This is a genomic window from Altericroceibacterium endophyticum, from assembly GCF_009827595.1.
Classification (GTDB): Bacteria; Pseudomonadota; Alphaproteobacteria; order Sphingomonadales; family Sphingomonadaceae; genus Altericroceibacterium; species Altericroceibacterium endophyticum.
Genome location: NZ_WTYT01000004.1, coordinates 206,803 through 230,460 on the forward strand (window position 1 = coordinate 206,803; position 23,658 = coordinate 230,460).

Genomic DNA, 23,658 nt, shown 5'->3' on the forward strand with positions numbered 1-23,658 from the left:
TTACGCCGCGCTGGCACGCGTTGTAAAAGACCTAACACTACCATCAAAAGCCGCACCATTTTCGGTCCGCTCTGCATTTCGCTCGAGGATAGCACGCAATCTTTTCAATGGGATGGGCCGCTCAAACTTGATTCCAGCTGATCCGTCGCGGCACCAACGCAGCGATGCGTTTGGAAAACAATCATTCTCCAATTCCACTGACATCAACCCGCAGTCTGGGATCGCCGGCAGACCATATGCCAGAAGCCCGGATTGAGAGATATTGGCAACACCGACATTGTAGCAATCATCGCCAATCCAGATATCAGCGCGCAAATCCGTTGGAATCCGTATCGCACGAGGCGGAAAATCATCGGCATCATGATGAAAAACCGTAATGTTGCGCAAGCCGAGCCGCCCGTCTGCACACCACGCTACCTCAGCCTCCGCAGCCGGGCCGCCATCCCAGAAATAGGTTAAGTGCTGCCCGGTAACGGGTTGATATGTTGTTTCTATCTGTACCCCGCCGGGCGAGATATTGCGGATGATACCCAGATAGGCACCACCTTCGGCTTCGATACAACATGGACGGTACGTGGTGATATGACGCTGTTCATTGCGCCGGTCCACCTGGTCCGCTCCGCCCTGACTGTCCTGTTCATTCATTCTGGACATTTAACGCATTCCCCAATCACATATCGCGACCCTGATCGCCAGATCGACTGGCCACCGGGATGATATGGGATGCAGCAGCTTTACCACTTTGACGCTTGGATGTTTCCAATACGCAAAAGTGAACACCACTCCATCTCGTACCCAACACTTATAAAGCAACGTGAGCCAAAATGCTTCTATAACATTACTCAGCGCCAGGAATATTTGCCCGCAAACGGTAAACTACATTCATTATCAACGGATAAAAATCCGGATAGGGACTCGATCCCACAAAAGGTAAATAATTTTTTAACCATGAGTTGAAGTCCAAGGAGCGGTTCAAGTGGGGTTTTATACCTTTAGAACACTCGATTCTGGACTCACCTTTCGCAAAGCCGCGATTATTTTGTATTGAGATCATCATCATTATGATGAGATCGGATTCGATTGCCCGCTTCATGCTCTCGCGCGAAGAATCCGTTGAACACGCAAGCAGCTCGGCCAATCGGAAGCCATCTCTGTTATGGCATTACGACAGGGATGAAGACCGCTTCTCAGAAAGTACGATAATGTAGTGAGGCAGCTTGTGGAATGCGGGAATCTCCCTGTCCTAATCGGACAGCAGGTTCCATTTCGTCATTCGATAAGCGCACGCCTGAGACGCAACTGGAGACGGATCGGCAGAAGTGACCGAAATCACTCTGCGGTCAAGCTGGCGACCAGATCGCGAACCTTCTTCTGACGCCATTGTGGGCGCGGAGCCACCAGCCAATAGGCACGCCGCCCTTCATCAGGGCCTTCAAGAGCGACCAGGCGGCCATCCTCCAGCGCATCTTCCACCAGCAGCAACGGCAACATCGTTCGGCCCAGCCCGGCCAATGCTGAGCTGAGAGCATGGCCAGGATTGCCGACTTGCAAGACCGCGTCACTGCCTTCCGGTCCGGGTGCGCTCGGCCAGGAAATCCAGTCATCGGGGGCATCTGGAGCCGCGACGATTACCTTTTGCGCAGGCGCCAGCTGGACTCCTTCCAAATCGCCCGGCCCGTCGCTCAGCCTGATCGCGAAATCGAGATTGGCTTCCGTAAAATCCACCTCTTCGCCGCCAATCAACTGATAGCGCACTTCAGGATGTTCACGCCGAAACGCGGCAAGGCGCGGCGCCAGCCATTGAGCATAGAATTCGCGCGGTGCGGCAAAAGTAAAGGAATAGCTCGACTGCCCGGCCTGCATTGATTGCACGCTTTCTTCAAATCGAAGAAAGCCTTCACGCAGCGGCTCCAGACCCGCTATCGCCTCATCCGTCAGCTCCAAGCCTCTGGACGTGCGCCGGAACAGCACCATCCCCAGAACATCTTCGAGAGCACGGATTTGCTGACCGACGGCGGCCGGCGTGACAGCAAGTTCATCGGCAGCGCGCGTAAAGGACAGATGCCGTGCCGCGGCATCAAATACGCGCAGGGCGTTTAACGGCAAATGGGTGCGCTTCATGGTGAGCGCTTTATTGTGGGTTCGGCCAACGAGCAAGAATTTCGGCCTGTCAGCAGTGAAATTACAGCTTTATTCGGCACGGATGACATGACCCGCATCAGCCGATAGTCGCAGGGGCCGCCAAGGGGAAGAATGGTATCGTCGCCTCTAGCGGGCTGCCATCCTCGCGCTCAAAAGTGAAGTGCCCCTCCATGGAGCCATGCGGCGTCGATAAGGGACAGCCGGAAACATAGTCATGCGTGTCACCGGAGGCGAGGATCGGCGTTTCTCCGACCACGCCCACACCATCGACAATATTCACCAGCCCGCTCGAATCGGTAATGCGCCAGTGACGGGATTTTAGCTGGACTGTGTCCGTCCGCCGGTTTTCGATCCGTATATGATATATCCAGAACCATTTTTGCCGTGCGACATTGGATTGCTCAGGCATAAAGGTGACCGAGACACGAACGGTGATACCATCGGTGATGGCGGCATGCTGAAAAAGGCGTTCTATCACGTCGGACATAGGCACAGAGTATAGTCTTTGGCACCACCCGCAAGGGCTTTGCCTTGCGGCATCGCTAAGCCGCTGCAGAAATGTCTGTTATCAGACCCTCAGCCACTCCGATAGAACGGACAGGCTTCATAGCGGAAGGGGGGCGGAATCGTCACTGGAATGGCGGGCAATCAGGCTGTTTGATCCCCGCAGCGACCATTTCAGCCCGTCACGTGCATAATCGAGTTCAACCTCGGCCGAGAGGTTATGGCGCGGGACATCCTCAATCAGTTTGGATCCAAAGCCGGTCCGCGTCGGAGGCTCCACTGGCGGGCCACCACTTTCAGTCCAGACGATCAGAAAATCGCCCTGCCCTGCAGTGTCGTGTTCCCATGAAATATGAACCTGCCCCTCATCGGAAGACAGCGCGCCATATTTAAGCGAGTTGGTTGCCAGTTCATGCAGCGCCATGCCGATTACTTCCGCAGCGCGCGGTGTCAGCGCACATTGCGGACCATCAAAGGTCAATTCACCCGGAGCTTCCTCCAGAAATCGCAATTGGAGGTGAACGAGTTCATCCACTGGCACATCACGCCAGGCACGTCGCACGAGAATATCCTGATTGACGGCAAGGCTGGAAACGCGTTCTTCAAAACGCTCGATAAAGTTCTCGCTGCTGCGAGCCGTGCGGCGCGCCAGTGCCTGAACCGTGGTCAGCATGTTTTTCGATCGATGGTTCACCTCCATCAGCAGCAAGCGAATTTGTTCAGCCTGCTCGCGCTGCTCGGTGATGTCGGTATTGGTGCCGAACCATTGAATGATTTCGCCTTCCGCATTCCGGATCGGCTTGGCGCGTGAAAGATACCAACGGAAATCGCCATGTCTGCTGCGCAGAGGAAACGTATCTTCCCAAACCTCGCCCTTGGTCAGGCTGTCGCGGAAATGCTTTACGACCCGGTCCACATGGTCGGGATGATGGACCTTCGTCCAGCCCAGCCCCTTCATTTCTTCAAGCGTTGTCCCGGTGTAATCATACCACCGCCGATTATACCAGGAGAGGTTGCCTTCCGAATCACTGATCCAAGCCAGCTGAGAGATATTTTCCGCCAGCATGCGAAAGCGCTGCTCACTCTCACGCAGTCGTTTATCGCGAGCGATATATTCGGTTGCATCGCGGGCAATCTTGCTCGCCCCGATGATTTCACCCTTCGCGTTGCGAACCGGAGAAACTGTCAGCGAGACGGGGACCACTGTCCCATCCTTGTGCAATCTCTCGCTCATGAATTGGCGGACTCGTTCTCCTGCACGGATGCGGGCCATGATTTCCCGTTCTTCATCCAGCCTTTCTGGCGGAAGAAGAATTTGGATCGATTTACCGATTATTTCATCAGCGCTGTAGCCGAAGATACGCTCAGATGCCGGGTTCCAGCTTACGATAATGCCATCAAGGTCTTTCGCCACGATCGCATCATCGGAAGATTCTACCAACGCCGTATAATGTTCGTGGGGCTCCATTGCCGATATGCTTCCTTCAAGGCGATCCGCTCCGGTCAGAGGCCAGCGACGGTCAGAGCGTGATCCAGATCTTCTACCAGATCATCAACGTCTTCGAGGCCGACATTGATCCTGAGCATGCCTTCAGAAATACCCATTTCCGCACGCCCCTCTTCGCCCATATTGGCATGGGTGGTGCTTGCAGGATGGCACATAAGCGACCGGGCATCGCCGATATTATTCGAAATATCGATCAGCTGCAGCGCATCGAGAATAGTATGCGCCTGTTCGCGGCCATCCACCACGAAACTGAAAATAGCTCCGCAATTGTCCATCTGCCGCTTTGCCAGCGCCTGTTGCGGATGACTGTCGAGGAAGGGATGCAGCACTTGCTTCACCCTGCCCTCCATACTGCGCGCGACCTTCAGGCAATTATTGCTGTGGCGCTCAACCCGCAGAGAAAGTGTTTCCAGCCCCTTCATCACCACCCATGCATTGAATGGCGAAAGGTTCGGACCAGTATTCCGTTGAAACGGGAGCAAAACGTCGTTGATGAATTCTTCTGTTCCGGCGACGGCTCCGGCAAGAACGCGGCCCTGCCCATCCATCAGCTTGGTTGCCGAATAGGCCACCACATCCGCACCGAATTCCATCGGCCGTTGCAGGGCCGGTGTACAAAAGGCGTTATCGACCACTGTGCGAATGCCATGCGCGCGGGCCAATGTGCAAATGCCGGTCAGATCGGCGATATCCATGGTCGGATTGGCCGGTGTTTCGAAGAAAAAGACCTTCGTATTGGGCCGGATGGCCTTTTCCCACGCTGAATTGTCACGCGCGTCAACCACTGTGGTCTCGATCCCAAATCGTGGCAACAGACTGTCCACCAACCAGCGGCAGGAACCAAAGGCTGCGCGAGCGGCAACCATGTGATCACCGGCGGAAAGCTGACACAGCAGCGCGGTGGTCATTGCCGACATGCCGGATGCCTGAACGCGGCACGCCTCGGCACCTTCCATCATGGCGATGCGTTCTTCCAGCATGGCCACCGTGGGGTTCTGCAAGCGGGAATAGGTCATCCCCGTATCCTCGCCAGCGAAACGGGCTGCGGCTATTCCCGCCTTGTCGTAGGTGTAACCCGACGTGAGGAACATAGCCTCACTCGTCTCACCATGCTCGCTACGCCACGTTCCCGCGCGGACGGCCTTGGTTTGGGGGCGCCATTGCGAGGTGACGGAGCGATCGATACCGGTGGTCTTCTTCATAGAATCGCAGCATGTAATCCCGGCAGAGCCTGCGAGCAAGCACCCTTGATCGCTAGCAGCACCATCTTGCCCGGGAGGTTTTAGCTGTTATCGACGCGGTGATGACAAAGCAGCGCACGTACCGTTCCGATGATCCACTCATGTGGAATATATTGCTGGCGATTGTCTTCTTCACATTGTGCCTGATCCGGCTCACCACGCCATCCTCCATCTATTTCGACGAAGAGCATTACGTACCGGCTGCACGTACCTTGCTGGCACTGGCCAAACCGGTGAATGTTGAACATCCTCTATTGGGTAAAACCTTGATCGCCGCCGGAATTGCATTGTTCGGCGATAATTCCTTTGGCTGGCGTATCTTTTCAGCGCTGGGCGGCACGCTGGCACTATTTGCCGGGATGCGGGCCATGTGGTTTGCCCGGCAAACAGCCTTTGCCAGTCTGGCCACAGGGCTCCTGCTCATCACCGCGTTCCCGCTTTTTGTCCTGTCGCGTATCGCCATGCTGGATATCTTCATGGCGGCCTTTGTCCTGGCATCCCTGTGGATGCTGGCCGCCGCCATCCGTTATCCAGACAGGGCTCGATTCAGGCTGGTTCTGGCTGGAATCCTGCTCGGCATGGCGCTGGGGACGAAGTGGAACGCCGCGCCGCTGGCGATCTTGCCGGGGGTTGCCTTTTTGCTGCTGCGCTGGCGCAGCATGGGTACTGCCTTTCCCTCCCCTCGATCCCTGTGGATGACATCTTATGGCAAACCGATAGAGGGCATCTCCTTAGCAGAGGCGGCTATGTGGCTCGGCCTGCTGCCGATCGTCATCTATATGCTTACGTTCAGCCCCGCATTTTTTTATGCGCAGGAGCCGCTTTCACCATTCGGCCTTGTTGCGCATCACAGGCATATGCTGGCGCTGCAGGAACAGGTCATCGCGGCGCACCCTTATCAAAGCACATGGTGGGAATGGGTGCTGGACCTGCGGCCAATCTGGTTCCTTTACGAACCGGTCGATGGGGCGCAGCGCGGAGTTTTTCTGACCGGCAACCCGCTCGTCATGTGGCTGGGTATTCCGGCGTTTGTCTGGTGCATCTGGGCCGCTTTCCGGTACAATCGGTGCGATTGTCTCGCGCTGGCAATACTTTACGCGACATCCATATTGTTCTGGATTGTCGCCCCAAAGCCCGTGCAATTTTATTACCACTATCTGCTGCCAAGCTGCTTCCTGATGGGTGCGCTGGCTCTGGCGCTTGATCACTTCTGGCAGAGCGCAAACAAATGGCTCCCGCTGACTGTACTCAGCGGGAGCCTTGCGATTTTCATCTATTTCTGGCCGATATTGTCAGCCGCGCCTTTGGAGAACGACCAGGCATTCACTGCCTGGACCTGGCTCCCCCGCTGGCCTTAGTCTTATGTGATCGCGCGGGCATTACCCTTGGGACCGGCAAAGAACCAGACGATCAGGCCAATGACCGGCAAAACGATAATCCCGATCGTCCACAGGATCTTCGCACCGCCGGATGAACCGCTCTGCCAAACATTGATGATTGCCCAAATGTCGAGCGCGAGAATAATAAGTCCGAAAATGAATTCCATGATTTGCACCGTAATCTGTTTCGCGGCCCCCCTTGGGCTGCTGTTGCTAAATCAATGAATGCAAACGAAACCCGTTCCCTTTACTTAAAGCGGCCCCAGACGAATTTGCTGGAAAGCGCATAATTCCACACCGATCCCAGCACGATCCCCGCCAATGCGGCCAGTACCCAGTGAAACCCGCGAATCTGCAGCAGGCTGGCCACTGCGACATTGGCGAAAGCCCCCACCAGACAGGTCGCGCAGAAACCTGCCCAGCCCATCAAGATGGATCGGAAACCAGTCAGCTTCTGGTCCCGATAAGTGAGGAAATTGTTCAGCCAGAAATTGAACGTCATCGCGGCAATTGTAGCGGCGGTCTGTCCGACAGCGAAAACCGTATGGCCGGCAATATAGAACAGCCACAGCACGGACATATGCACGCCCACACCCAGCGCCCCGACCGTTCCAAACAGCGCAAAACGCGTCGGAATGATCCGACCGAGATACCGTTCATACAGCCCGACGAGAAAATCGAGAACGACCGCTTCGTCCAATTTGCTTTCGCCCGAAAGTCGTTCCGCAAATTGCAGCGGGAATTCGGCAATCCTGAGCCGCGGCTCTGCCGTTGCCAGAATATCCAGCAGAATCTTGAAGCCTATGCCGGACAGGCGGTGCGCCTGCCCGCGGAGCTGCTCCGAACGCATCAGAAAATACCCGCTCATCGCATCGGACAAAGGACTTCCGGTCAGTTTCCGGGCCAGCGCATTGGCGAGCTTGGACCCTTTTTCGCGTCCCTCGCTCGACAGGCCAGATGCGCTGGCGCCTTCGGCAAAGCGCGACGCAATCGCGATATCGGCATCGCCTGAACGCACGGCTGCGAGCATTTTAGGCAATAATTGCGGATCATGCTGATGGTCGGCATCCATCACTGCTACAAAGGGTGCGGCAGTGGCGCACATCCCCTCGATCGCGGCACTGGCAAGACCGCGCCGGCCAATGCGCTGAATGACCCGGATGCGAGGATCCTGCAAAGCGAGCCGGCGAACCTCATCCGATGTGCCATCACCGCTATTATCATCGACAAACAACGCCTCCCAGCCAAAGGGGCCAAGTGCCTCCTCCAGCCGCGCGACCATGGGCGCGATATTTGCTTTCTCATTCAGCGTCGGCAGCACGATCGCCAGTTCGAGAGGTTTCGCCATCGCCGCTACAGCATCTGCAGAGGCTACGCTTAAATCGGTTTGCGTCATATCCATGGCCTCCCGATTAAAGCGTATTCCTCAACAAATACTTATCAACTTCAAAGCCTGTTAACCACTGCATCGCCCACTTCCCGGGTACTTGCAGAGCCACCAAGGTCGGCACCGAGCACGCCATCCGCAAGCGCTGCACTGACGGCTTTCTCAATCCGCTGAGCGTCCTCTTCGCGGCCGAAAGAATGGCGCAGCATCATGGCGAGACTCAGGATCATGGCCATCGGATTCGCCTTGCCCTGCCCGGCAATATCGGGGGCCGAACCGTGGATCGGCTCATACATGCCCTTGGTGCCATACTCGGTCTGATCCTCACCCAGCGATGCCGAAGCAAGCAGGCCGATGGAACCGACGCACATGCTCGCCTGATCCGACAGAATGTCGCCAAACAGATTGCCGGTCACGACCACATCGAACTGACCCGGATCGCGGACCAGCTGCATCGCGGCATTATCAACATACATATGATTGAGCGTGACATCGGGATATTCGGCGGCGACCTCGATCACCACATCGCGCCATAGCTGGCTGGTTTCCAGCACATTCGCCTTGTCGACACTGGTCAGCCGTTTCTTACGCCCCTGCGCCGCGCGGAAAGCCACATGTGCAATGCGCCGCACTTCATTTTCGTCATAAGACATGAAGTCAAAGCCCTGCCGCAGCCCATTATCCAGCGTGCGGATCGCCTTTTCACCGAAATAGACATCGCCATTCAGCTCCCGCACGATCAGAATATCGATCGCCCGCGCGACTTCAGGACGCAGCGCAGACATATCTTCGAGTCCGGGAAACATGGTTGCGGGGCGCAGATTGGCAAACAGGCCCAGCGCCGCGCGCAGGCCCAGAATTGCCTGTTCCGGGCGCAAATGACGCTCCAGATTGTCGCAATCAGGATCACCCACAGCGCCAAACAGAATGGCATCTGCAGCTTTGGCAATCTCCAGCGTTTCGGGCGGCAGGGGATGGCCATGTTTCTTGTAACCCGCCCCGCCAACATCGGCCTCCAGCGCTTCGACACCCGGCAATGCCAGCGCATCCAGCACCTTGCGGGCTTCGGTCATAATTTCAGGGCCAATGCCGTCACCGGCGAAAAACGCGATTTTCATATCAGATCATTCGTCCCAAACGTTCTATCAGGCGTGTGCGCGCCGCCATAACATCGCCAAACCTGTCGGCAAGGAGGTAGTGGCCAATTGCCCCGCCCTGCCGTTCCATTATCGCCAGACTGGCGGCAAGATCACCGGTGGCGGTCAATTTCTGTTCTGCCTGTCCGCCATAGCCAAGCTCACGCAGCATCAGTCGCTCATACGCGCATAGCGCATCCACCCAGCCTCGTGCGGAGGGCGCATGGCAAATCGCATCCAGCAGCGCCGACAGCGCATCGAAGAGCGAGGGATAGCTTTGTCTTTCCGGCAAAACCGTCGCGGTTAAAGCGCAAACCCAGCCCATGGCTGCGGCTGGCAGCGGCTCCCCCAGCCACGGCCCGCGGCTTTGCAGCAATTCAAGCTTCCCAAAAGGAAGCTGGTTTTCTGACCGAAAGGAGAATTGACACTCCACCAGATTACCGGGGATCACCACAGGGCGCAGATGCCGCCCGCGCCCCCCGGCGATATAGGCTGCCACCACACCGCGATCGCGAGTCAGGAGGCGAGCAATCACGGCGGTTTCGCCATGAAATCGTGCAGCGATGAAGATGGCTGGCGCGCGAAACTGCATCAGACCTCTGTGACGACGCCCCGGCGAGACCACAAGTGGGAAGGTGCCGAAATTGCTTTTTGTTTAGTTTAGCGGGCAATCTGCATTTATTAATTTATCCATGCAACCCAATAGCTTGTTTCATCGTTCACATCACAATCGGAGTAGATTTTACCCGCGGTGAAGGAGAGTGAGCATGAGTGATTTCGAGCTGGATAAAGGCGGCGCCAACCATCAGAAGCCTGAGGGCAAAGATGATGTGATGACCACAGCGCAAGGCGCACCGGTCGCCGATGATCAAAACTGGCTGAAAGGTGGCCCGCGCGGCCCGAGCCTGCTGGAGGATCACATTGCGCGGGAAAAGATCTTCCATTTCGACCATGAGCGCATTCCCGAACGGGTTGTCCATGCCCGCGGATACGGGGTGCATGGTACATTCGAATTGACCAACCCCATCCCCGAACTGACCTGCGCCAGCATACTGGCAAGCGAGAAGGGCAAGAAAACTCCAGTTTTTGCGCGCTTTTCGACAGTCGCGGGAAGCAAGGGCTCACCAGATCTGGCGCGTGACGTGCGCGGTTTCGCAGTAAAATTCTATACCGATGAAGGCAATTGGGACATCGTCGGCAACAACATTCCGGTCTTCTTCATTCAGGATGCGATCAAGTTCCCAGATCTGATCCACGCCGCGAAACCCGCCCCGGATCGCGATTTTCCGCAGGCCCAGACCGCGCATGACAATTTCTGGGATTTCGTCTCACTATCCCCTGAATCGATGAACATGATCATGTGGATCATGTCTGACCGGACGATCCCGCGCAGCCTGCGTTTTATGGAAGGCTTCGGCGTCCACACTTTTCGCCTCGTCAATGAAAAGGGCGAGGCGAAATTCGTCAAATTCCACTGGAAACCCAAACAGGGCGTGCAATCGGTGGTCTGGAACGAAGCGCTCAAGATAAACGGCATGGACCCGGATTTTCATCGCCGCGACATGTGGGCCGCAATCGATTCGGGCGACTTCCCCCAATGGGACCTCGGCGTTCAGGTCTTCGATGAGGATTACGCCGAGAAGTTCGAATTCGATGTGCTGGATGCGACCAAGATCATTCCGGAAGAGGACGTACCGGTGCAGATTGTGGGCACCATGACGCTGGATGCCAATGTCGAGAATTTCTTCGCCGAAACCGAACAGGTGGCATTCTGCACGCAGAACATTGTGCGCGGCATCGATTTTACCGAAGACCCGCTGCTGCAGGGGCGCAATTTCTCCTATCTGGATACCCAGACAAAACGGCTGGGCGGGCCGAACTTTACCCATATCCCGATTAACGCCCCGAAATGCCCGGTCCGCCATTTCCAACAGGACGGGCATATGGCGATGCAAAACCCCAAAGGCCGTGCCAATTATGAACCCAATAGCTGGGGCGGCGATACGGGCGTAGAACGCGGGCCGCGCGGCTGCCCGGTCAATGGCTTCACGAGCTATGCTGCCCCCATGGGAGCCACCAAAATCCGTGAGCGGTCGGAGACTTTCGCCGATCATTATAGTCAGGCCCGGCAGTTCTACATTTCGCAAACCGACATTGAACAAACCCATATGGCCGATGCGTTGGTGTTCGAGCTGTCCAAAGTGGGCCGGAATGATATCCGGCAACGGATGGTCGGCCATTTGCTCCATATCGACAAAGGACTGGCGCAAGATGTCGCCGATGGGATTGGCCTGAAGGAATTGCCAGCAAAGCCGCCGGCTGCACGCAAACCGATCACCGACCTGCCCGAAAGCAAAGCCTTGTCGATTCTGAAAAATACCCCCGGACATTTCAGAGGCCGCAAAATCGGCATTTATATCGGCGAAGGCGGTGATGCGGGAGTAGTCAGCGCTTTGAAGGCTGCTGCCAAGGATGAAGGTGCGACGGTGGAAATCATCGCCCCCCATGTCTCCGGAGCCAAACTATCGGATGGCAAAGTGATGGAAGCGGATGAAAAGATCGATGGCGGCCCGTCTGTGGTTTACGATGCCGTTGCCATTGTGATGGGGGAGGACGCTGCCAAAAAGCTGGCGCGCAACAAACCGAGCACGGATTTCGTGAATGACGCCTTCGCGCATTCCAAATTCATTGGCTACCACCCGGCTGTCAAACCGTTGCTGGAAGGCGCTGGCATTGCCAACCGGATGGATGATGGCGTCATGGATCTGTCTGGCAAAGATGCAGCCAAGAACTTCCTCAGCGCTTGCGGCGCACTCCGTTACTGGAAGCGTGAACAGGGATAGTCGGGCATAAGGCAGGCCAACATCCAAAGGATGGCGCGCGGAGGATACCCTCTGCGCGCCATTTTCATATCAGGTGATGGGCCATGTTGGACATTCTGCCCCTATGTCTGACAACAGAACTGGCTATATGGTGACCATGACCGACCCAAACACCCCCCTTTCGGAAGCTCAGAATCAGACCGATACAGCCCCGCCCAGCAAGGCGCGCTGGATCTTTGAAAGCGGCTGGCGCGGCCTGTGCCCACGCTGCGGCAAGGGGAAAATGTTCAAGAGCTGGCTGAAAGTTCAAGAGCATTGCCCGGAATGCGGGCTCGATTACCGCTTTGCCTCACCCGACGACGGCCCGGCCTTCTTCTCGCTCTGCATCATCGCCTTCCCGCTGACCTTTTTGATCGTCTGGTTTCAGGTGGCCTTCGATCCCCCGATCTGGGTGCATCTGTTCACCTCAATCCCATTGATGGGTTTTGGCTGCGTCCTGCCGCTACGCCCGATCAAAGGCTGGCTGGTCGCATCGCAATATGTGAACAAGGCGCAGGAAGCCGGAACAGGCGGCTTGTGGCAACAGCTGCACGGTACGGATGATAAGAACGACAAAACCCCGCTGTAATCGCTACAGTGGAAGGGCTGCAGGTTCTTTAGCGCTTAATATGTAAGGGTCTCTCTGCGGATCGCCCCCATCCGCAGAGGCCATACGCGCCTTTCCCAAGACAAAACCGTGATAGGCCGAACACTCGGCTTTCAAAGCAATCGTATCCGCCTGCTTGCCGGGCGAAGTCGTCGTGCCTGCGCGCTAGATCGGAGGGTGCATACCACTCTGGCAGGGCTGCATCTGCCACTTCGATGGCCTCGGTTCATCGCACAAGCCGCTCAAGCCAGCCATACAAACCCACGGTCCACCTAAGGCGTTCATGTATCAGCAAGGGTAAGCTGAACAACCGGGGGGTCGCATTCAGGTGCGGAGCGTATCTGCAGCTATCACAAGACGGAATGAAACAAATTTGCCGGAAAGCCATTGGCTATCTCACACAGCGATCGAACGGATTGTGTCGCACAGTGAAGACCGGTTGTTTAAAATTGAAGGAGAGCGTTAATGAATGCCGTTTCCAATAATTCAAAAGTTCTGATGCTGATGGCCATGCTGGCAACGCCGATGTCAGTCGCGACTGCCCAGGCTCAGGAAGACTATGAGGGTGAAACATCAACAACGGTTTATGGCGAGCAGCTGCCCGATGAGGCGGAAATGACCGAAGGACCGGAAATTGAGGGCATTATTTCTGCACGCAGCGCCGACAAGCTGCAAATCACCAGTTCCGACGGCACCAACACCATCATCGCACTCACTGATGATACCCAGATCAAGGCCCGCGGCGGATTTCTGGGACTGAATACAGACAAACTGGCAACTGATGAACTTCTGAACGGTATTCCCGTCTCGGTCGAAACGATGCAATGGAATGGCGGCCTGGTCGCATCCAAGATCGACTTGAAGAACAAAGATCTCAAAGTCGCATCGATGATTCACAACGGCACCAATCAACGCTTCGCCGAACAGACTGCAGCAACGGAAGCTCTGCGCGGCCGGATGGGCGACATCGACAAATATAACGTCAAGAGCACTACCGATGTGCATTTCGACACAGGTAAATACAATCTGTCGCCGATGGCGAAAAACGCGCTATGCGCCACCGCCAGCGAAGCAGACCAGATGGATAATGCTCTGCTGCTCGTCGTAGGCTACACCGATTCCACCGGCAGCCTCGAAGTCAATCAGGCATTGAGCGAAAAACGGGCTGGCCGGGTTGTCAATTATCTGCAGCAGGCCTGCGGCTGGAAGCCCTATCGCATGCTGACCCCGACCGGGATGGCTGAAGCGGATCCGCTCGCCAGCAATGATACGCCCGAAGGCAAGGCACAGAACCGCCGCGTAACAGTGAATGTTTTGGTCAGCAAAGGCCTTGACGGTTTGTAAGACGATGTGCGGGGTGGGTATCGTGCCCGCCCCGCATCTTAAATTTACCCTTGGCCAGACTGTTCTGAGCTGAACAAAACCGCGCGGAATGGGCAAGCAAATGTGCCCAATCGAACGCAAGAATCTGGCATCAGGTCCAAAGACCTTGATACTGCCATAAATGGCTTGAGCTCAGCGCGTGAACAAGGCGCGCACCTTTAACCCCAAAGCACTTAGGGAAGTTACAGGGGCTTGTAGGCCTATCCAGCAGGACTTCCGGCGATATCAGCGCGGCAATCCCGTAATTTAGGGCATCAGTCTTTGGAGGCGAGCTTGGCTTCCAGCTCTGCCAGTTTGGCTGAGACCTTTTCATTTTCTTCGCGTGCCTTGGCGGCCATGTCTTTTACGGCGTCAAATTCTTCACGCGAGACGAAGTCGAATCCACCAAAACCTTCTTTCATCCGTTCACGCGCGGTTTCCCGTGCTTCACGGGTCATACCGGCAAAAGTACCGGCCGCGCTGTTAGCGAGCTTCACGAAATCGGCGATAAGGGGATTCTGGCTTTGCATAGCTCCTATGTGGCCTCGATTTGCAGAATCGACAAGAGGGCTTTCACGCCTACAGCTCCACGCGCTCTACATTATTTGAGATCTGTTTCCCGTCGGCATGGGGGTTGAGCTGCATAAACTGCCAATTCAAGACCGTGGCAAACAGTACCCAGGCAAGATAGGGCACCAGCAGAATTCCCGCAGCGACGCGTATTTTCCAGAACAATATCAGCGTCACCAGCACCATCACATCAATCGCGAACAACAGATATTGCGCATAGGTGATCTGATGGGCCGCAAAAAACAAAGGCGACCATGCAAGATTCAGAGCCAGTTGCACCAGAAAGGCCGCAATGGCCCAGCCGCGCAGCCGTGCGCCCCACGCTGAACAGATGAAAGCGAAAGAAACGCCCATCATTATGTAGAGGATCGACCAGACTATCCCGAATGTCGCGGGCGGCGGGAACAGGTCCGGTTTTTGCAGCTCTGAAAACCACGGATTGTCCGCTGCACTGCCAGAGGCCTGCCCCGACAGGAATCCCAAGAGAACAACAGCCGGCACCAGAAAAAGCAACCAGCGAAAGAAGCTGGCGCGCAGTTGCTTGGGGGAAGCGAGACGATTCATAGACGCTCCTGTCGATTCGACTGGAACGATAGTGACCGCAGCCCGTGATCCGCGCAATGGTCCAAAACAACCGGAACGGCGTTATCGCTCAGTCAGAAGTAGCATGGCGCGACGCGGAAATGAGAAATTCGACATTCCCCTCCGGCCCGGTAATTGGACTTTCGACGATGCCCTGAACGCTCCAGCCGCCTGCTTCGACCCATAGACGGGTTTCCTCACAAACGCGCGCATGCAGGGCTGGATCTCGCACCACACCGCCTTTACCGACTTCGCCGCGGCCCACTTCAAACTGCGGTTTGATCAGCGCCACAAGGCGGCATTCCGCCGCGGCCAGCTGTAACGGAACCTCCAGCACCTTCTGCAGCCCGATAAAGCTGGCGTCACAGACCACCCAATTGCAGCCCATCGTAATATGGTCGGGGGTGAGAATTCGTGCGCTGGTCTTTTCCAGCACCGTCACCCGGTCATCCTGCCGCAATTTCCAGGCAAGCTGATTGGTGCCCGAATCCACGGCGAACACGTGACGCGCACCCTTTTGCAGCAGCACATCGGTGAAACCGCCGGTGGAGCTGCCAATGTCCATCGCCACTGCATCAGCCGGGTCGAGATCAAAATGTTCAATGGCATGGGCCAGCTTCAACCCGCCGCGCGAAACCCAAGGGTGATCGCGGCCCCGCACGTCGATATCGGCATCTTCGGCCACCTGCTGCCCGGCCTTTTCGATCTTGCGATCCCCGATATAGACGAGACCCGCCATCAACATGGCCTGCGCCCGTGCCCGGCTTTCCACATATCCACGGGACACAAGCAGCTGATCAATGCGTTGTTTTGCCATGGGGAGCCCATAGCGCCCAAAAGCTGCTTGAGCCAGCGCCACGCAAAGGCCAAAGAACACCGCATATGAAACAAAACCATTTCACTGCCCGCTTTTCCGCATTGTCGACGCTCGTGCTCAGCGCTGCGGTGCTGTCCGCCTGCGTGCCATCGGCCCCCGAACCTGTGGCACCGCCGCCCGCACCTGCCCCCACGCCTGCGCCCCCGCCTTTGCCGGAACCCACACCGACCTATGAAAACTGGATGGATGCACCGCAAACACCAGGTGACTGGAGCTATCGCAGCAATGCGGCCGGATCGACCGCCTTGTTCGGTCCTGTTTCAGGCTCCCCGCTCGCTGTCTTCAGCTGCAATCGATCAAACCAGACACTCACCCTGTCCCGCACCGGACAAGCAACTGGCCCAGTGCCGGTGAATGTGCTGACCGAGACCCAAGAGCGTCTGGTAGAAGCCGTACCGACTGGCGGAACGCCGCCTTATCTCGCCATGCGCCTCAATGCGCGCGATCCCTTTCTTGAAGCGATCGCCTTCAGCAAAGGCCGCTTCGCACTTGAGGCGCCGGGCGAACCGACACTCTATCTGCCCGCATGGCCAGAGATCACCCGGGTGATTGAGGATTGCCGCTAAGCCGCGCAGCAGGCGGATCTTATCCAGCGATATGGTGAATTGCTCCGGCACTAAAAACGCATTGGCGCGGATTTGGGCCGGAGCGATCAATTCTGACGTGAAAAAACAATATTTCAAGCCTTGTCTTCGCGCGGTAAAGGGATGAAACATAAGCACAAGGCCAGCGGTGAACGCGGTCTTGGCCCCCGGTGAAGCGGCTGGGTCTTGGCTCTAAAAGCGCGAAAGGAGGTGATCCGATGTCTCATGGTCCAGCAGAGAGGTCGGCGAGTTTCCGTGCGGAGCATTATCGTCAAAACTGAGTGAGGCGATAAAGGCTTCGTGAGCGGCACTCCGGCCGCTGACCATGCGAAAGGCCGTTCCTGCCACGGGCCAGGAGCGGCCTTTCTCATTTCCCGATTATGCCCTGGCACAACATGGGATTTGCCTCTTGCCCCTTTCCCCCGCTACGCCACCAGCATGAACTGAATCCTGCGCTGCGCAGGCTTTCCATTTATGTCGCTCATATTGCCCGATGCGAAATTTTATGTCATCTGGCCTGAGTTCAAATTAGGTAGGGATTCCCAAAATGTCCGGCAGTGCCGAATCAGCCCTTGTTTTCAATCAGATCCCCCACCCTGCTCCTGTGCCGGGTGCCAGCCGTGATCAGGCATTGGCCGATCCCGGATTTGGAACGATATTCTCCGATCATATGGTGTCGGTGGAATGGAGCGAAGGCAAAGGTTGGCATGATGCCGTCGTGGGCCCGCGCCAGCCGATCGCGCTCGATCCGGCAACGGCAGTGCTCCACTATGCGCAGGAAATTTTTGAAGGTCTGAAAGCCTATAAGCTGACAGATGGCAGCATGGCGCTGTTCCGTCCGGAAGAGAATGCCCGCCGCTTCAACCAATCGGCGCGCCGGCTGGCCATGCCGGAAATGCCCGAGGACATGTTCGTCGAAGCAGTTCGGCAACTTGTGCTGGTTGATAAGGACTGGTTTCCTTCCGTTGAAGGCGGCTCGCTTTATCTGCGGCCTTTCATGTTTGCCTCAGAACCATTTCTGGGCGTGCGTCCGGCCAAGCAATATAAGTTTCTCGTGATTGCCAGCCCCGCCGGCAATTATTTCAAATCCGGTGTGCCGGCAGTCTCTATCTGGGTCAGCAGCGATTACACACGTGCCGCGCCCGGCGGTACAGGCGCGGCAAAATGCGGTGGCAATTATGCCGCCAGCCTGGTCCCGCAGGCGGAAGCCATTGAACGCGGCCATGATCAGGTGGTTTTCCTGGACGCAGCCGAACATAAATGGATTGAAGAACTGGGCGGCATGAACCTGTTCTTCGTCATGAACGACGGCACGCTGATCACCCCGCCCCTCAGTGGCACGATCCTGCCGGGAATTACGCGCGACAGCCTCCTGACGCTCGCCCGTGAGGAAGAGCTGACAGTTCGGGAGGAACGCTACAGCATCGATCAATGGCGCGATGATGCCGCCAGTGGCAAACTGCTGGAAACCTTCGCCTGCGGCACCGCAGCCGTGGTGACTCCGGTCGGGCATGTTGCAGGCCATGACGGTGAGTTCACGATCGGAAGTGGTGGCCCCGGCCAGCTGACATCGAAATTGCGGGAAAAACTGGTCGGAATTCAGCGTGGCACCGCCGCAGACCAGCATGGCTGGGTGACCAAAATAGCCTAAGCTCAACCGCCTGAACTACGCCAAAAAATTACCATAGGCGGTGAGAGCTTTTATAGCCCCCGCCGCCTATTGTTTCTTCAGCGTTCCATCTTCTTATAGAGCCGCTCCATCAGCTCCGTGGCGACGCGCAGTTCGTCTTCTTCAAAGTCGGCAAAGAGTTCATGCCGTTTGGGATCGAGAACTTCTTTTACGTCAGCCAGGGCTTCGCGGCCGTTATCCGTGATTTCCACCAGACGTGAGCGCCGATCCTCCGGATTTTTCCAGCGCCGGATAAGCGCCTTGCTTTCCAGTTCATTCAGGGTCCGCACAAGCGAGGGCCATTGAACGCCCATTCGTTCCGACAAATCCAGCGTCGTCACGGGTGTTTCGGCAAAGGCAATACCGAACAAGGTCTGCCAATGTGCGCGGCTATGGCCGGTCTTGGCCCGAATGGCTTCGTCAATATAAGACGTCCAGCGGCGGGCCGCGATGATGAGATTGCGGCTGAAGAGAAATTCAGCTTCGACCCGTGATCCCTGGTGATAATAATCATTGAAATTGACAGCCCAATTATCAAAGCGGGCATCATCTTGGTTATCGTGTTGCGACATGAGTTCCGAAAAGCTCCTTATTACGCTCCCTGTAAACCAGCCTTGCTTCTCGAACAACTCGCCTGACATCACGGCACGCACAATAAAGCGCCCGGCGAGTGTTGACTATAAAGTACCATGCTACATAATTGTAAAAGGTTCATGAATGAACGGTCCGACGCAAAATTGCGCGGGGAGATGATTGGGAGTGCGTGCATTGGGCACACAGCAAAGCGACAACACTGGTCGCCGGATTGATCTGGCGAAAGCGATTGAAGAACAAAAACCCGGTCGGTTCACCGCGACCCTTGTGGTCATATCCTGCATCGTGACGTTTTTTGACGGGTTTGACATGCTCGTCCTGTCCTTCGTCGCATCCTATTTGCGCGACGATTTCGGACTCGATCAGGTACAGATCGGCAATCTTTTCGGCTGGGGTATTTTTGGCGCGATGGTGGGCGGCTTTGCCTTTGGCTGGATCGGAGACCGGATCGGCCGCCGCCCTGCTATTCTGGTCTCGGTCGCCGGGTTTGGGCTGACAGCGATCGGCATGGGACTTGCGCCCGATTATGCCTCTCTCACCGTGCTGCGTTTTCTGAATGGCATCATGCTGGGCGGATTGCTGCCGCTGATCTGGACGCTGAATATCGAATTCGCACCGCGCGCCTATCGCGCCACCGTCGTCACCGTGGTGATGATGGGTTACACATTGGGCGGCGCCTTGGCGGGGCCGATAACAGACTGGATCGCGCCCCATTATGGATGGCACACCGTCTTCATCGCCAGCGGCATACTGACGCTGTTCCTGTGTTTCATCCTGTTCTTGAGCCTGCCCGAATCCGCCCGCTATCTGACACTGAAAGGTAAGGCGAAGGACAAGGTCGTCGCGGCCCTACAAAAAATCGCGCCGCATCTCGAAGCACGCACCAGCGATACGATCTATTGTTCGGATGAAACCGGGCCCGCAGGCGATCAGGAGCGCTTCCGCATCTCGGCGCTGTTCTCCGGCAAGCTGGCGGCCATTACCCCCCTCTTGTGGCTGGCCTATATCGGCAGTTCGATGGCGGTTTATTTCAAGGCGACCTGGGGGCCGACCATCTTTGAAGATGTGGGCCTGACCCGGACGGAAATTGCCTATTTGTCCTCCGCCTCATCAATCGTGGGGTCCGCCGCGGGACTCGGGCTGATGCGCTTCACCGATCGCTATGGTCCGATAGCGATTGCAGGCCTTCCGCTGCTTGCGGCGCCTATTTTATGGATCATGGGCACATATGACACCACGCTGACGATTTTCGTCGCCTTGTCTCTCGCCTCCATGACCATGATCGGCGGCATGCATTTCGGGCTGCATTCCATTGCCGGTGTATTTTACCCCAGCCAGTTCCGCGCGAATGGTGCAGGCTGGGCAACATCCATAGCAAAAATAGGCTCTATTTCCGCGCCTGTGATCGCCGGATATATGCTGGCAGGTGGCCTGCCGGTGAAGCAGGCGTTTGCGATTGTCGCGGTCGCTCCGCTCGTTTCCGGAATCAGCCTCCTGTTACTATCCCGTATTGCGCATTGGGGTCAGGAAAACGAGACCGACCTGGTCGAAACGGAAGAACAATCCGCATTGCAGGCTGCCGCCCAATAAGCCCATTCTCCGCTTCGCGGCGAGTGGCTCGAGATTAACGGAGTAAACATGTCCTCACCTCGTATTCTGCTCACCCGGCGCTGGCCGGCGCATGTCGAACGCGCAATGGCCGCGGAATTTGACGTCATCTTCAATGAAAATGATCAACCGATGAGCCAGAAGCAACTGGCTGAGGCGATGCGCGAGGTGGACATCCTCTGCCCCACCGTTTCCGACCGCATTGATGCGGAGGTGATCGGCGAGGCTCCCAAGGTAAAACTGATCGCCAATTATGGGGTTGGCTTCGATCATATTGATCTGAGCGCTGCCAAGTCGCGCGGGGTCGCCGTCAGCAATACGCCGGGCGTCCTCACCCAAGCCACCGCCGATATCGCTTTCACCTTGCTGTTGATGGCCGCCAGACGTGCGGGTGAGGGAGAACGGGAATTGCGGGCCGGCAAATGGACCGGGTGGCGCCCGACGCATCTCATGGGCGCATCGCTTGCCGGCAAGACACTTGGTCTGGTCGGTTTCGGACGGATCGCGCAAGCTGTCGCCCGGCGCGCGCATCACGGCTTCGGCATGAAAATTGCCTATTATGGCCGGCGCGAGGCGGAGCCAGAGATAGCGCAGCGATATCAGGCGCAGTTTCACGAGAATCTGCACAGCCTCCTGCGCATCTCTGATGCGGTATCGCTGCATGTGCCGGGCGGCGCGGAAACACGGCATTTGATTGATTCCACTGCGCTCAAATCCATGCGCCCCCATGCCTATCTGGTGAATACTGCCAGAGGAGAAGTTGTCGATCACACTGCCCTGACCAACGCGTTGGAGAACAAATTGATCGCAGGCGCCGGACTTGATGTTTATCCCGAGGAACCGAGCATTCCAAAGGGGCTGACCAAGCTCGAAAACGTCGTCTTGCTGCCGCATCTGGGCAGCGCGACGAATGAAACCCGAATTGCCATGGGGATGAAGGCGCTGGCCAATGTTGAGGCCTTCCTTTCGGGTAAGCCCCTGCCTGATCCAGTGCTGTTGCCCGCCCCCGCACAATGAGCGAGCACATGGCCAGAAGCCTATGTGACGATTTGATCGCAGAGGAACATCTGCCGGAGACCTATCACGCGATCATCCGTGATTGGTGGCAGCCGCTGGCCGCACATCTGGCGGGGATGGCAGGCCAGACAATCGCGCCGGTCATCAGCATTAATGGTGGACAGGGGACCGGAAAATCCACGCTTTGCCGCTTTCTCGAAGCTCTGCTGAACGATCGCGGAATCAATGCGGTCACATTGGGGCTGGATGATCTTTATCTGCCAAAGACGGATCGCCAGATATTGGCGCGGAAGATTCATCCCCTCTTCGCCACACGAGGGGTGCCGGGCACGCATGATACCGATTTGGGCCTTGCGCTGATCGCTGCCTTGCGGGAGGGCGCCGACGTGTCCTTGCCCATCTTTGACAAGAGTGAGGACGATCGTTCCGCCGCCACGCGCCGCACAGAGGCCCCTGCGGATATCATCTTGTTCGAGGGTTGGTGCGTGGGTGCGCAGCCCCAACCGGACCATGCGCTGGACACGCCGATTAACCAGCTGGAAGAGGAAGAAGACCCGGATGCTGTCTGGCGCCGCCATGTGAATGATGCCCTTGCCGGGCCGTATGCCCGCCTGTTTGCCGAGATCGATCATCTCATCATGTTGAAGGTTGAGGATTTCAGCGCGGTGTTTGCCAATCGGAAAATGCAAGAAGCCAAGCTTGCCGCCAGCCAGCCCTTCGCTCCGGCGGTAATGGATGACGCGAAGCTGCGGCGCTTTGTTGCCCATTACGAACGGCTGACGCGCTGGATGCTGCAAGACCTGCCACCACGCGCCGATTTGCTGCTTGAAATTGACGCCAGTCAGACCCCGATCGCAGCATCTGGGCCATGGGCTGATGCTCTGGCAATATAATACGTAGTATGGTACACATTAATATGAGAGCTGACGATTCGGACCGGTTGCGAAGACAGCTGGCCTGATGTCGGCGGAGAGATGCAAGAAAGGCCATATCCCATGTCGCTCAAAATACAGCCAATCCTGCCCCGCTTCGGCGCGGAATGTTCTGGCCTCGATCTGACCAAGCCGCTGGATGACAAAGCCCGGCGAGATGTGCTTGAGGCGATGAGCACATGGGGCGTTTGCGTCTATCGCAACACCGGACTGGATGATGAAGGTCATATCGCCTTCAGTCGCAATTTCGGGCATCTGGAACTCGCCCCGGCACGCAAGGGCGGCAAATCGCGCCTCAATCACCGTGAACTTTTCGATGCGAGCAACATCAATGCCGAGGGTCAGATCAATACTGATCCCGCAGCCAAAACATATCGCAAGGGTGATCGCCTCTGGCATACGGATAGCGCCTTCATGGACAAGCGTTCCTCCCTTTCGCTCCTACTAGCGCATGAAGTGCCGGAAGAAGGCGGCGAGACATGGTTCGCCGATACTCGCTCCGCCTATGATGATCTGCCGCAAGACATGAAGGACCGGCTGGAGGGTCTCGTGGGCCGCAATTCGCTTTGGTGGTCGCGAAAAATGGGCGGTGCGGATATTCCTCTGGAAACAGTGAATGAAGGGCCGATTGCGCTGCATCCAATAGTCCACACCCATGCCGGTTCAGGCCGCAAGGCACTGTTCATTGCCGCTCATACGGTGGATATTGAGGGGATAGATCATGAAGAGGGCTGCGCTCTCGTGCGCGAACTGATCGAATTCGCCACCCAGCCACAATATGTGTTCAGCGTAAAATACGCCCCCGGAGACATGGTGATCTGGGACAATCTGTGCAGCATGCATCGCGGCGGAGACTTCGATTACGACAATGAACGCCGCGATATGCGCCGCACAACCGTGCGCGAGGGGACGGAGCCCTATGCGCGGCTGGATGATGATCCCTTTACCGACCTTTTCAAATCCATTCCCAAAACGGTCGATTTGACAGGCACCAGCAGCGACAATGAGAAAACGCGTCAGAATGCCTGATTAAACGTATCCTGCAACATATGCTTGCATGATGCGCGGAACTTGGCACGTTCCTTCCTGAAAAGGGCCG

Annotated in this window: 23 protein-coding genes; 10 read left to right on the top strand and 13 right to left on the bottom strand. The window is 56.7% G+C overall.

The features are described 5' to 3' along the window. The 5 genes from GRI91_RS10190 to metZ all read right to left on the bottom strand — a co-directional run bounded on the left by GRI91_RS10190 (window position 1) and on the right by metZ (window position 5,355). Complete coding sequence (locus tag GRI91_RS10190; protein ID WP_160736568.1) at window positions 1-645, bottom strand: PilZ domain-containing protein; 645 nt, start codon at window positions 643-645, stop codon at window positions 1-3. 684 nt (window positions 646-1,329) lie between these two features. Then, on the bottom strand, window positions 1,330-2,121 hold the full coding sequence (locus tag GRI91_RS10195) for a LysR substrate-binding domain-containing protein (protein WP_160736569.1): 792 nt from the start codon (window positions 2,119-2,121) through the stop codon (window positions 1,330-1,332). A 97-nt stretch (window positions 2,122-2,218) separates the two neighbouring features. Next, complete coding sequence (gene apaG / locus GRI91_RS10200; protein ID WP_160736771.1) at window positions 2,219-2,617, bottom strand: Co2+/Mg2+ efflux protein ApaG; 399 nt, start codon at window positions 2,615-2,617, stop codon at window positions 2,219-2,221. A 129-nt stretch (window positions 2,618-2,746) separates the two neighbouring features. Further along, complete coding sequence (locus tag GRI91_RS10205; protein ID WP_160736570.1) at window positions 2,747-4,114, bottom strand: PAS domain S-box protein; 1,368 nt, start codon at window positions 4,112-4,114, stop codon at window positions 2,747-2,749. 35 nt (window positions 4,115-4,149) lie between these two features. Further along, window positions 4,150-5,355: an O-succinylhomoserine sulfhydrylase gene (gene metZ / locus GRI91_RS10210; RefSeq protein WP_160736571.1), complete on the bottom strand. Its 1,206-nt coding sequence runs from the start codon at window positions 5,353-5,355 to the stop codon at window positions 4,150-4,152. Window positions 5,356-5,456: 101 nt separating this feature from the next. Here metZ and GRI91_RS10215 point away from each other — a divergent pair, with 101 nt between their 5' ends. Continuing rightward, a complete protein-coding gene (locus tag GRI91_RS10215) occupies window positions 5,457-6,752 on the top strand; it encodes a phospholipid carrier-dependent glycosyltransferase (protein WP_160736572.1) in 1,296 nt (431 codons plus the stop codon). Between the two features lie 2 nt (window positions 6,753-6,754). On the opposite strand, the gene GRI91_RS10220 is transcribed toward GRI91_RS10215, so the two are convergent. The 4 genes from GRI91_RS10220 to recO form a co-directional block, all read right to left on the bottom strand. After that, complete coding sequence (locus GRI91_RS10220) at window positions 6,755-6,940, bottom strand: PLDc N-terminal domain-containing protein (protein WP_160736573.1); 186 nt, start codon at window positions 6,938-6,940, stop codon at window positions 6,755-6,757. 80 nt (window positions 6,941-7,020) lie between these two features. Next, window positions 7,021-8,169: a glycosyltransferase gene (locus GRI91_RS10225; RefSeq protein ID WP_237437810.1), complete on the bottom strand. Its 1,149-nt coding sequence runs from the start codon at window positions 8,167-8,169 to the stop codon at window positions 7,021-7,023. Between the two features lie 50 nt (window positions 8,170-8,219). Then, on the bottom strand, window positions 8,220-9,278 hold the full coding sequence (gene leuB / locus GRI91_RS10230) for a 3-isopropylmalate dehydrogenase (protein ID WP_160736575.1): 1,059 nt from the start codon (window positions 9,276-9,278) through the stop codon (window positions 8,220-8,222). Window position 9,279: 1 nt separating this feature from the next. Beyond that, complete coding sequence (recO, locus tag GRI91_RS10235; RefSeq protein ID WP_160736576.1) at window positions 9,280-9,888, bottom strand: DNA repair protein RecO; 609 nt, start codon at window positions 9,886-9,888, stop codon at window positions 9,280-9,282. A 175-nt stretch (window positions 9,889-10,063) separates the two neighbouring features. On the opposite strand from recO, the gene GRI91_RS10240 reads away from it, so the two are divergent. The 3 genes from GRI91_RS10240 (at window position 10,064) to GRI91_RS10250 (ending at window position 14,108) form a co-directional block, all read left to right on the top strand. Continuing rightward, window positions 10,064-12,139 (top strand): catalase, encoded by a 2,076-nt coding sequence (locus tag GRI91_RS10240; RefSeq protein ID WP_160736577.1) that lies wholly within the window; start codon window positions 10,064-10,066, stop codon window positions 12,137-12,139. Window positions 12,140-12,275: 136 nt separating this feature from the next. Next, window positions 12,276-12,746 (top strand): DUF983 domain-containing protein, encoded by a 471-nt coding sequence (locus GRI91_RS10245; RefSeq protein ID WP_160736772.1) that lies wholly within the window; start codon window positions 12,276-12,278, stop codon window positions 12,744-12,746. 483 nt (window positions 12,747-13,229) lie between these two features. Beyond that, entirely contained in the window at window positions 13,230-14,108 is an 879-nt protein-coding gene (locus GRI91_RS10250; RefSeq protein ID WP_160736578.1) for an OmpA family protein, read from the top strand. A gap of 293 nt (window positions 14,109-14,401) precedes the next feature. On the opposite strand, the gene GRI91_RS10255 is transcribed toward GRI91_RS10250, so the two are convergent. The 3 genes from GRI91_RS10255 to GRI91_RS10265 form a co-directional block, all read right to left on the bottom strand. After that, window positions 14,402-14,656 carry an accessory factor UbiK family protein gene (locus GRI91_RS10255; protein ID WP_160736579.1) on the bottom strand — a complete coding sequence of 85 codons (255 nt, stop codon included), beginning with the start codon at window positions 14,654-14,656 and terminating at the stop codon, window positions 14,402-14,404. 49 nt (window positions 14,657-14,705) lie between these two features. Continuing rightward, window positions 14,706-15,260 carry a TspO/MBR family protein gene (locus tag GRI91_RS10260; protein ID WP_160736580.1) on the bottom strand — a complete coding sequence of 185 codons (555 nt, stop codon included), beginning with the start codon at window positions 15,258-15,260 and terminating at the stop codon, window positions 14,706-14,708. A gap of 88 nt (window positions 15,261-15,348) precedes the next feature. Beyond that, entirely contained in the window at window positions 15,349-16,095 is a 747-nt protein-coding gene (locus GRI91_RS10265) for a TlyA family RNA methyltransferase (protein ID WP_160736581.1), read from the bottom strand. Window positions 16,096-16,160: 65 nt separating this feature from the next. On the opposite strand from GRI91_RS10265, the gene GRI91_RS10270 reads away from it, so the two are divergent. After that, on the top strand, window positions 16,161-16,721 hold the full coding sequence (locus GRI91_RS10270; RefSeq protein ID WP_160736582.1) for a hypothetical protein: 561 nt from the start codon (window positions 16,161-16,163) through the stop codon (window positions 16,719-16,721). A 565-nt stretch (window positions 16,722-17,286) separates the two neighbouring features. Then, on the top strand, window positions 17,287-18,390 hold the full coding sequence (locus tag GRI91_RS10275) for a branched-chain amino acid aminotransferase (protein ID WP_160736583.1): 1,104 nt from the start codon (window positions 17,287-17,289) through the stop codon (window positions 18,388-18,390). Between the two features lie 77 nt (window positions 18,391-18,467). On the opposite strand, the gene GRI91_RS10280 is transcribed toward GRI91_RS10275, so the two are convergent. Then, window positions 18,468-18,980, bottom strand: coding sequence for a MarR family winged helix-turn-helix transcriptional regulator (locus tag GRI91_RS10280; RefSeq protein WP_160736584.1), 513 nt, complete (start codon window positions 18,978-18,980; stop codon window positions 18,468-18,470). A 196-nt stretch (window positions 18,981-19,176) separates the two neighbouring features. Between GRI91_RS10280 and GRI91_RS10285 the strand changes: the two genes are divergently transcribed. The 4 genes from GRI91_RS10285 (at window position 19,177) to GRI91_RS10300 (ending at window position 23,588) form a co-directional block, all read left to right on the top strand. Then, on the top strand, window positions 19,177-20,592 hold the full coding sequence (locus tag GRI91_RS10285) for an MFS transporter (RefSeq protein ID WP_237437790.1): 1,416 nt from the start codon (window positions 19,177-19,179) through the stop codon (window positions 20,590-20,592). A gap of 48 nt (window positions 20,593-20,640) precedes the next feature. Then, window positions 20,641-21,627: a 2-hydroxyacid dehydrogenase gene (locus GRI91_RS10290; protein WP_160736585.1), complete on the top strand. Its 987-nt coding sequence runs from the start codon at window positions 20,641-20,643 to the stop codon at window positions 21,625-21,627. Between the two features lie 8 nt (window positions 21,628-21,635). Then, a complete protein-coding gene (locus tag GRI91_RS10295; RefSeq protein WP_160736586.1) occupies window positions 21,636-22,520 on the top strand; it encodes a kinase in 885 nt (294 codons plus the stop codon). A gap of 102 nt (window positions 22,521-22,622) precedes the next feature. Further along, window positions 22,623-23,588, top strand: a complete 966-nt coding sequence (locus GRI91_RS10300; protein ID WP_160736587.1) for a TauD/TfdA dioxygenase family protein — start codon at window positions 22,623-22,625, stop codon at window positions 23,586-23,588. The last annotated feature ends 70 nt before the right edge of the window (window positions 23,589-23,658 follow it).

What these genes read in the sequence shown, in the direction of transcription:
- GRI91_RS10190 (WP_160736568.1), bottom strand. Translation starts at nt 645, where the DNA reads ATGAATGAACAGGACAGTCAGGGCGGAGCGGACCAGGTGGACCGGCGC.
- GRI91_RS10195 (WP_160736569.1), bottom strand. Translation starts at nt 2,121, where the DNA reads ATGAAGCGCACCCATTTGCCGTTAAACGCCCTGCGCGTATTTGATGCC.
- GRI91_RS10205 (WP_160736570.1), bottom strand. Translation starts at nt 4,114, where the DNA reads ATGGAGCCCCACGAACATTATACGGCGTTGGTAGAATCTTCCGATGAT.
- metZ (WP_160736571.1), bottom strand. Translation starts at nt 5,355, where the DNA reads ATGAAGAAGACCACCGGTATCGATCGCTCCGTCACCTCGCAATGGCGC.
- GRI91_RS10215 (WP_160736572.1), top strand. Translation starts at nt 5,457, where the DNA reads ATGACAAAGCAGCGCACGTACCGTTCCGATGATCCACTCATGTGGAAT.
- GRI91_RS10220 (WP_160736573.1), bottom strand. Translation starts at nt 6,940, where the DNA reads ATGGAATTCATTTTCGGACTTATTATTCTCGCGCTCGACATTTGGGCA.
- GRI91_RS10225 (WP_237437810.1), bottom strand. Translation starts at nt 8,169, where the DNA reads ATGACGCAAACCGATTTAAGCGTAGCCTCTGCAGATGCTGTAGCGGCG.
- leuB (WP_160736575.1), bottom strand. Translation starts at nt 9,278, where the DNA reads ATGAAAATCGCGTTTTTCGCCGGTGACGGCATTGGCCCTGAAATTATG.
- recO (WP_160736576.1), bottom strand. Translation starts at nt 9,888, where the DNA reads ATGCAGTTTCGCGCGCCAGCCATCTTCATCGCTGCACGATTTCATGGC.
- GRI91_RS10240 (WP_160736577.1), top strand. Translation starts at nt 10,064, where the DNA reads ATGAGTGATTTCGAGCTGGATAAAGGCGGCGCCAACCATCAGAAGCCT.
- GRI91_RS10245 (WP_160736772.1), top strand. Translation starts at nt 12,276, where the DNA reads ATGACCGACCCAAACACCCCCCTTTCGGAAGCTCAGAATCAGACCGAT.
- GRI91_RS10250 (WP_160736578.1), top strand. Translation starts at nt 13,230, where the DNA reads ATGAATGCCGTTTCCAATAATTCAAAAGTTCTGATGCTGATGGCCATG.
- GRI91_RS10255 (WP_160736579.1), bottom strand. Translation starts at nt 14,656, where the DNA reads ATGCAAAGCCAGAATCCCCTTATCGCCGATTTCGTGAAGCTCGCTAAC.
- GRI91_RS10260 (WP_160736580.1), bottom strand. Translation starts at nt 15,260, where the DNA reads ATGAATCGTCTCGCTTCCCCCAAGCAACTGCGCGCCAGCTTCTTTCGC.
- GRI91_RS10265 (WP_160736581.1), bottom strand. Translation starts at nt 16,095, where the DNA reads ATGGCAAAACAACGCATTGATCAGCTGCTTGTGTCCCGTGGATATGTG.
- GRI91_RS10270 (WP_160736582.1), top strand. Translation starts at nt 16,161, where the DNA reads ATGAAACAAAACCATTTCACTGCCCGCTTTTCCGCATTGTCGACGCTC.
- GRI91_RS10275 (WP_160736583.1), top strand. Translation starts at nt 17,287, where the DNA reads ATGTCCGGCAGTGCCGAATCAGCCCTTGTTTTCAATCAGATCCCCCAC.
- GRI91_RS10280 (WP_160736584.1), bottom strand. Translation starts at nt 18,980, where the DNA reads ATGTCGCAACACGATAACCAAGATGATGCCCGCTTTGATAATTGGGCT.
- GRI91_RS10290 (WP_160736585.1), top strand. Translation starts at nt 20,641, where the DNA reads ATGTCCTCACCTCGTATTCTGCTCACCCGGCGCTGGCCGGCGCATGTC.
- GRI91_RS10295 (WP_160736586.1), top strand. Translation starts at nt 21,636, where the DNA reads ATGGCCAGAAGCCTATGTGACGATTTGATCGCAGAGGAACATCTGCCG.
- GRI91_RS10300 (WP_160736587.1), top strand. Translation starts at nt 22,623, where the DNA reads ATGTCGCTCAAAATACAGCCAATCCTGCCCCGCTTCGGCGCGGAATGT.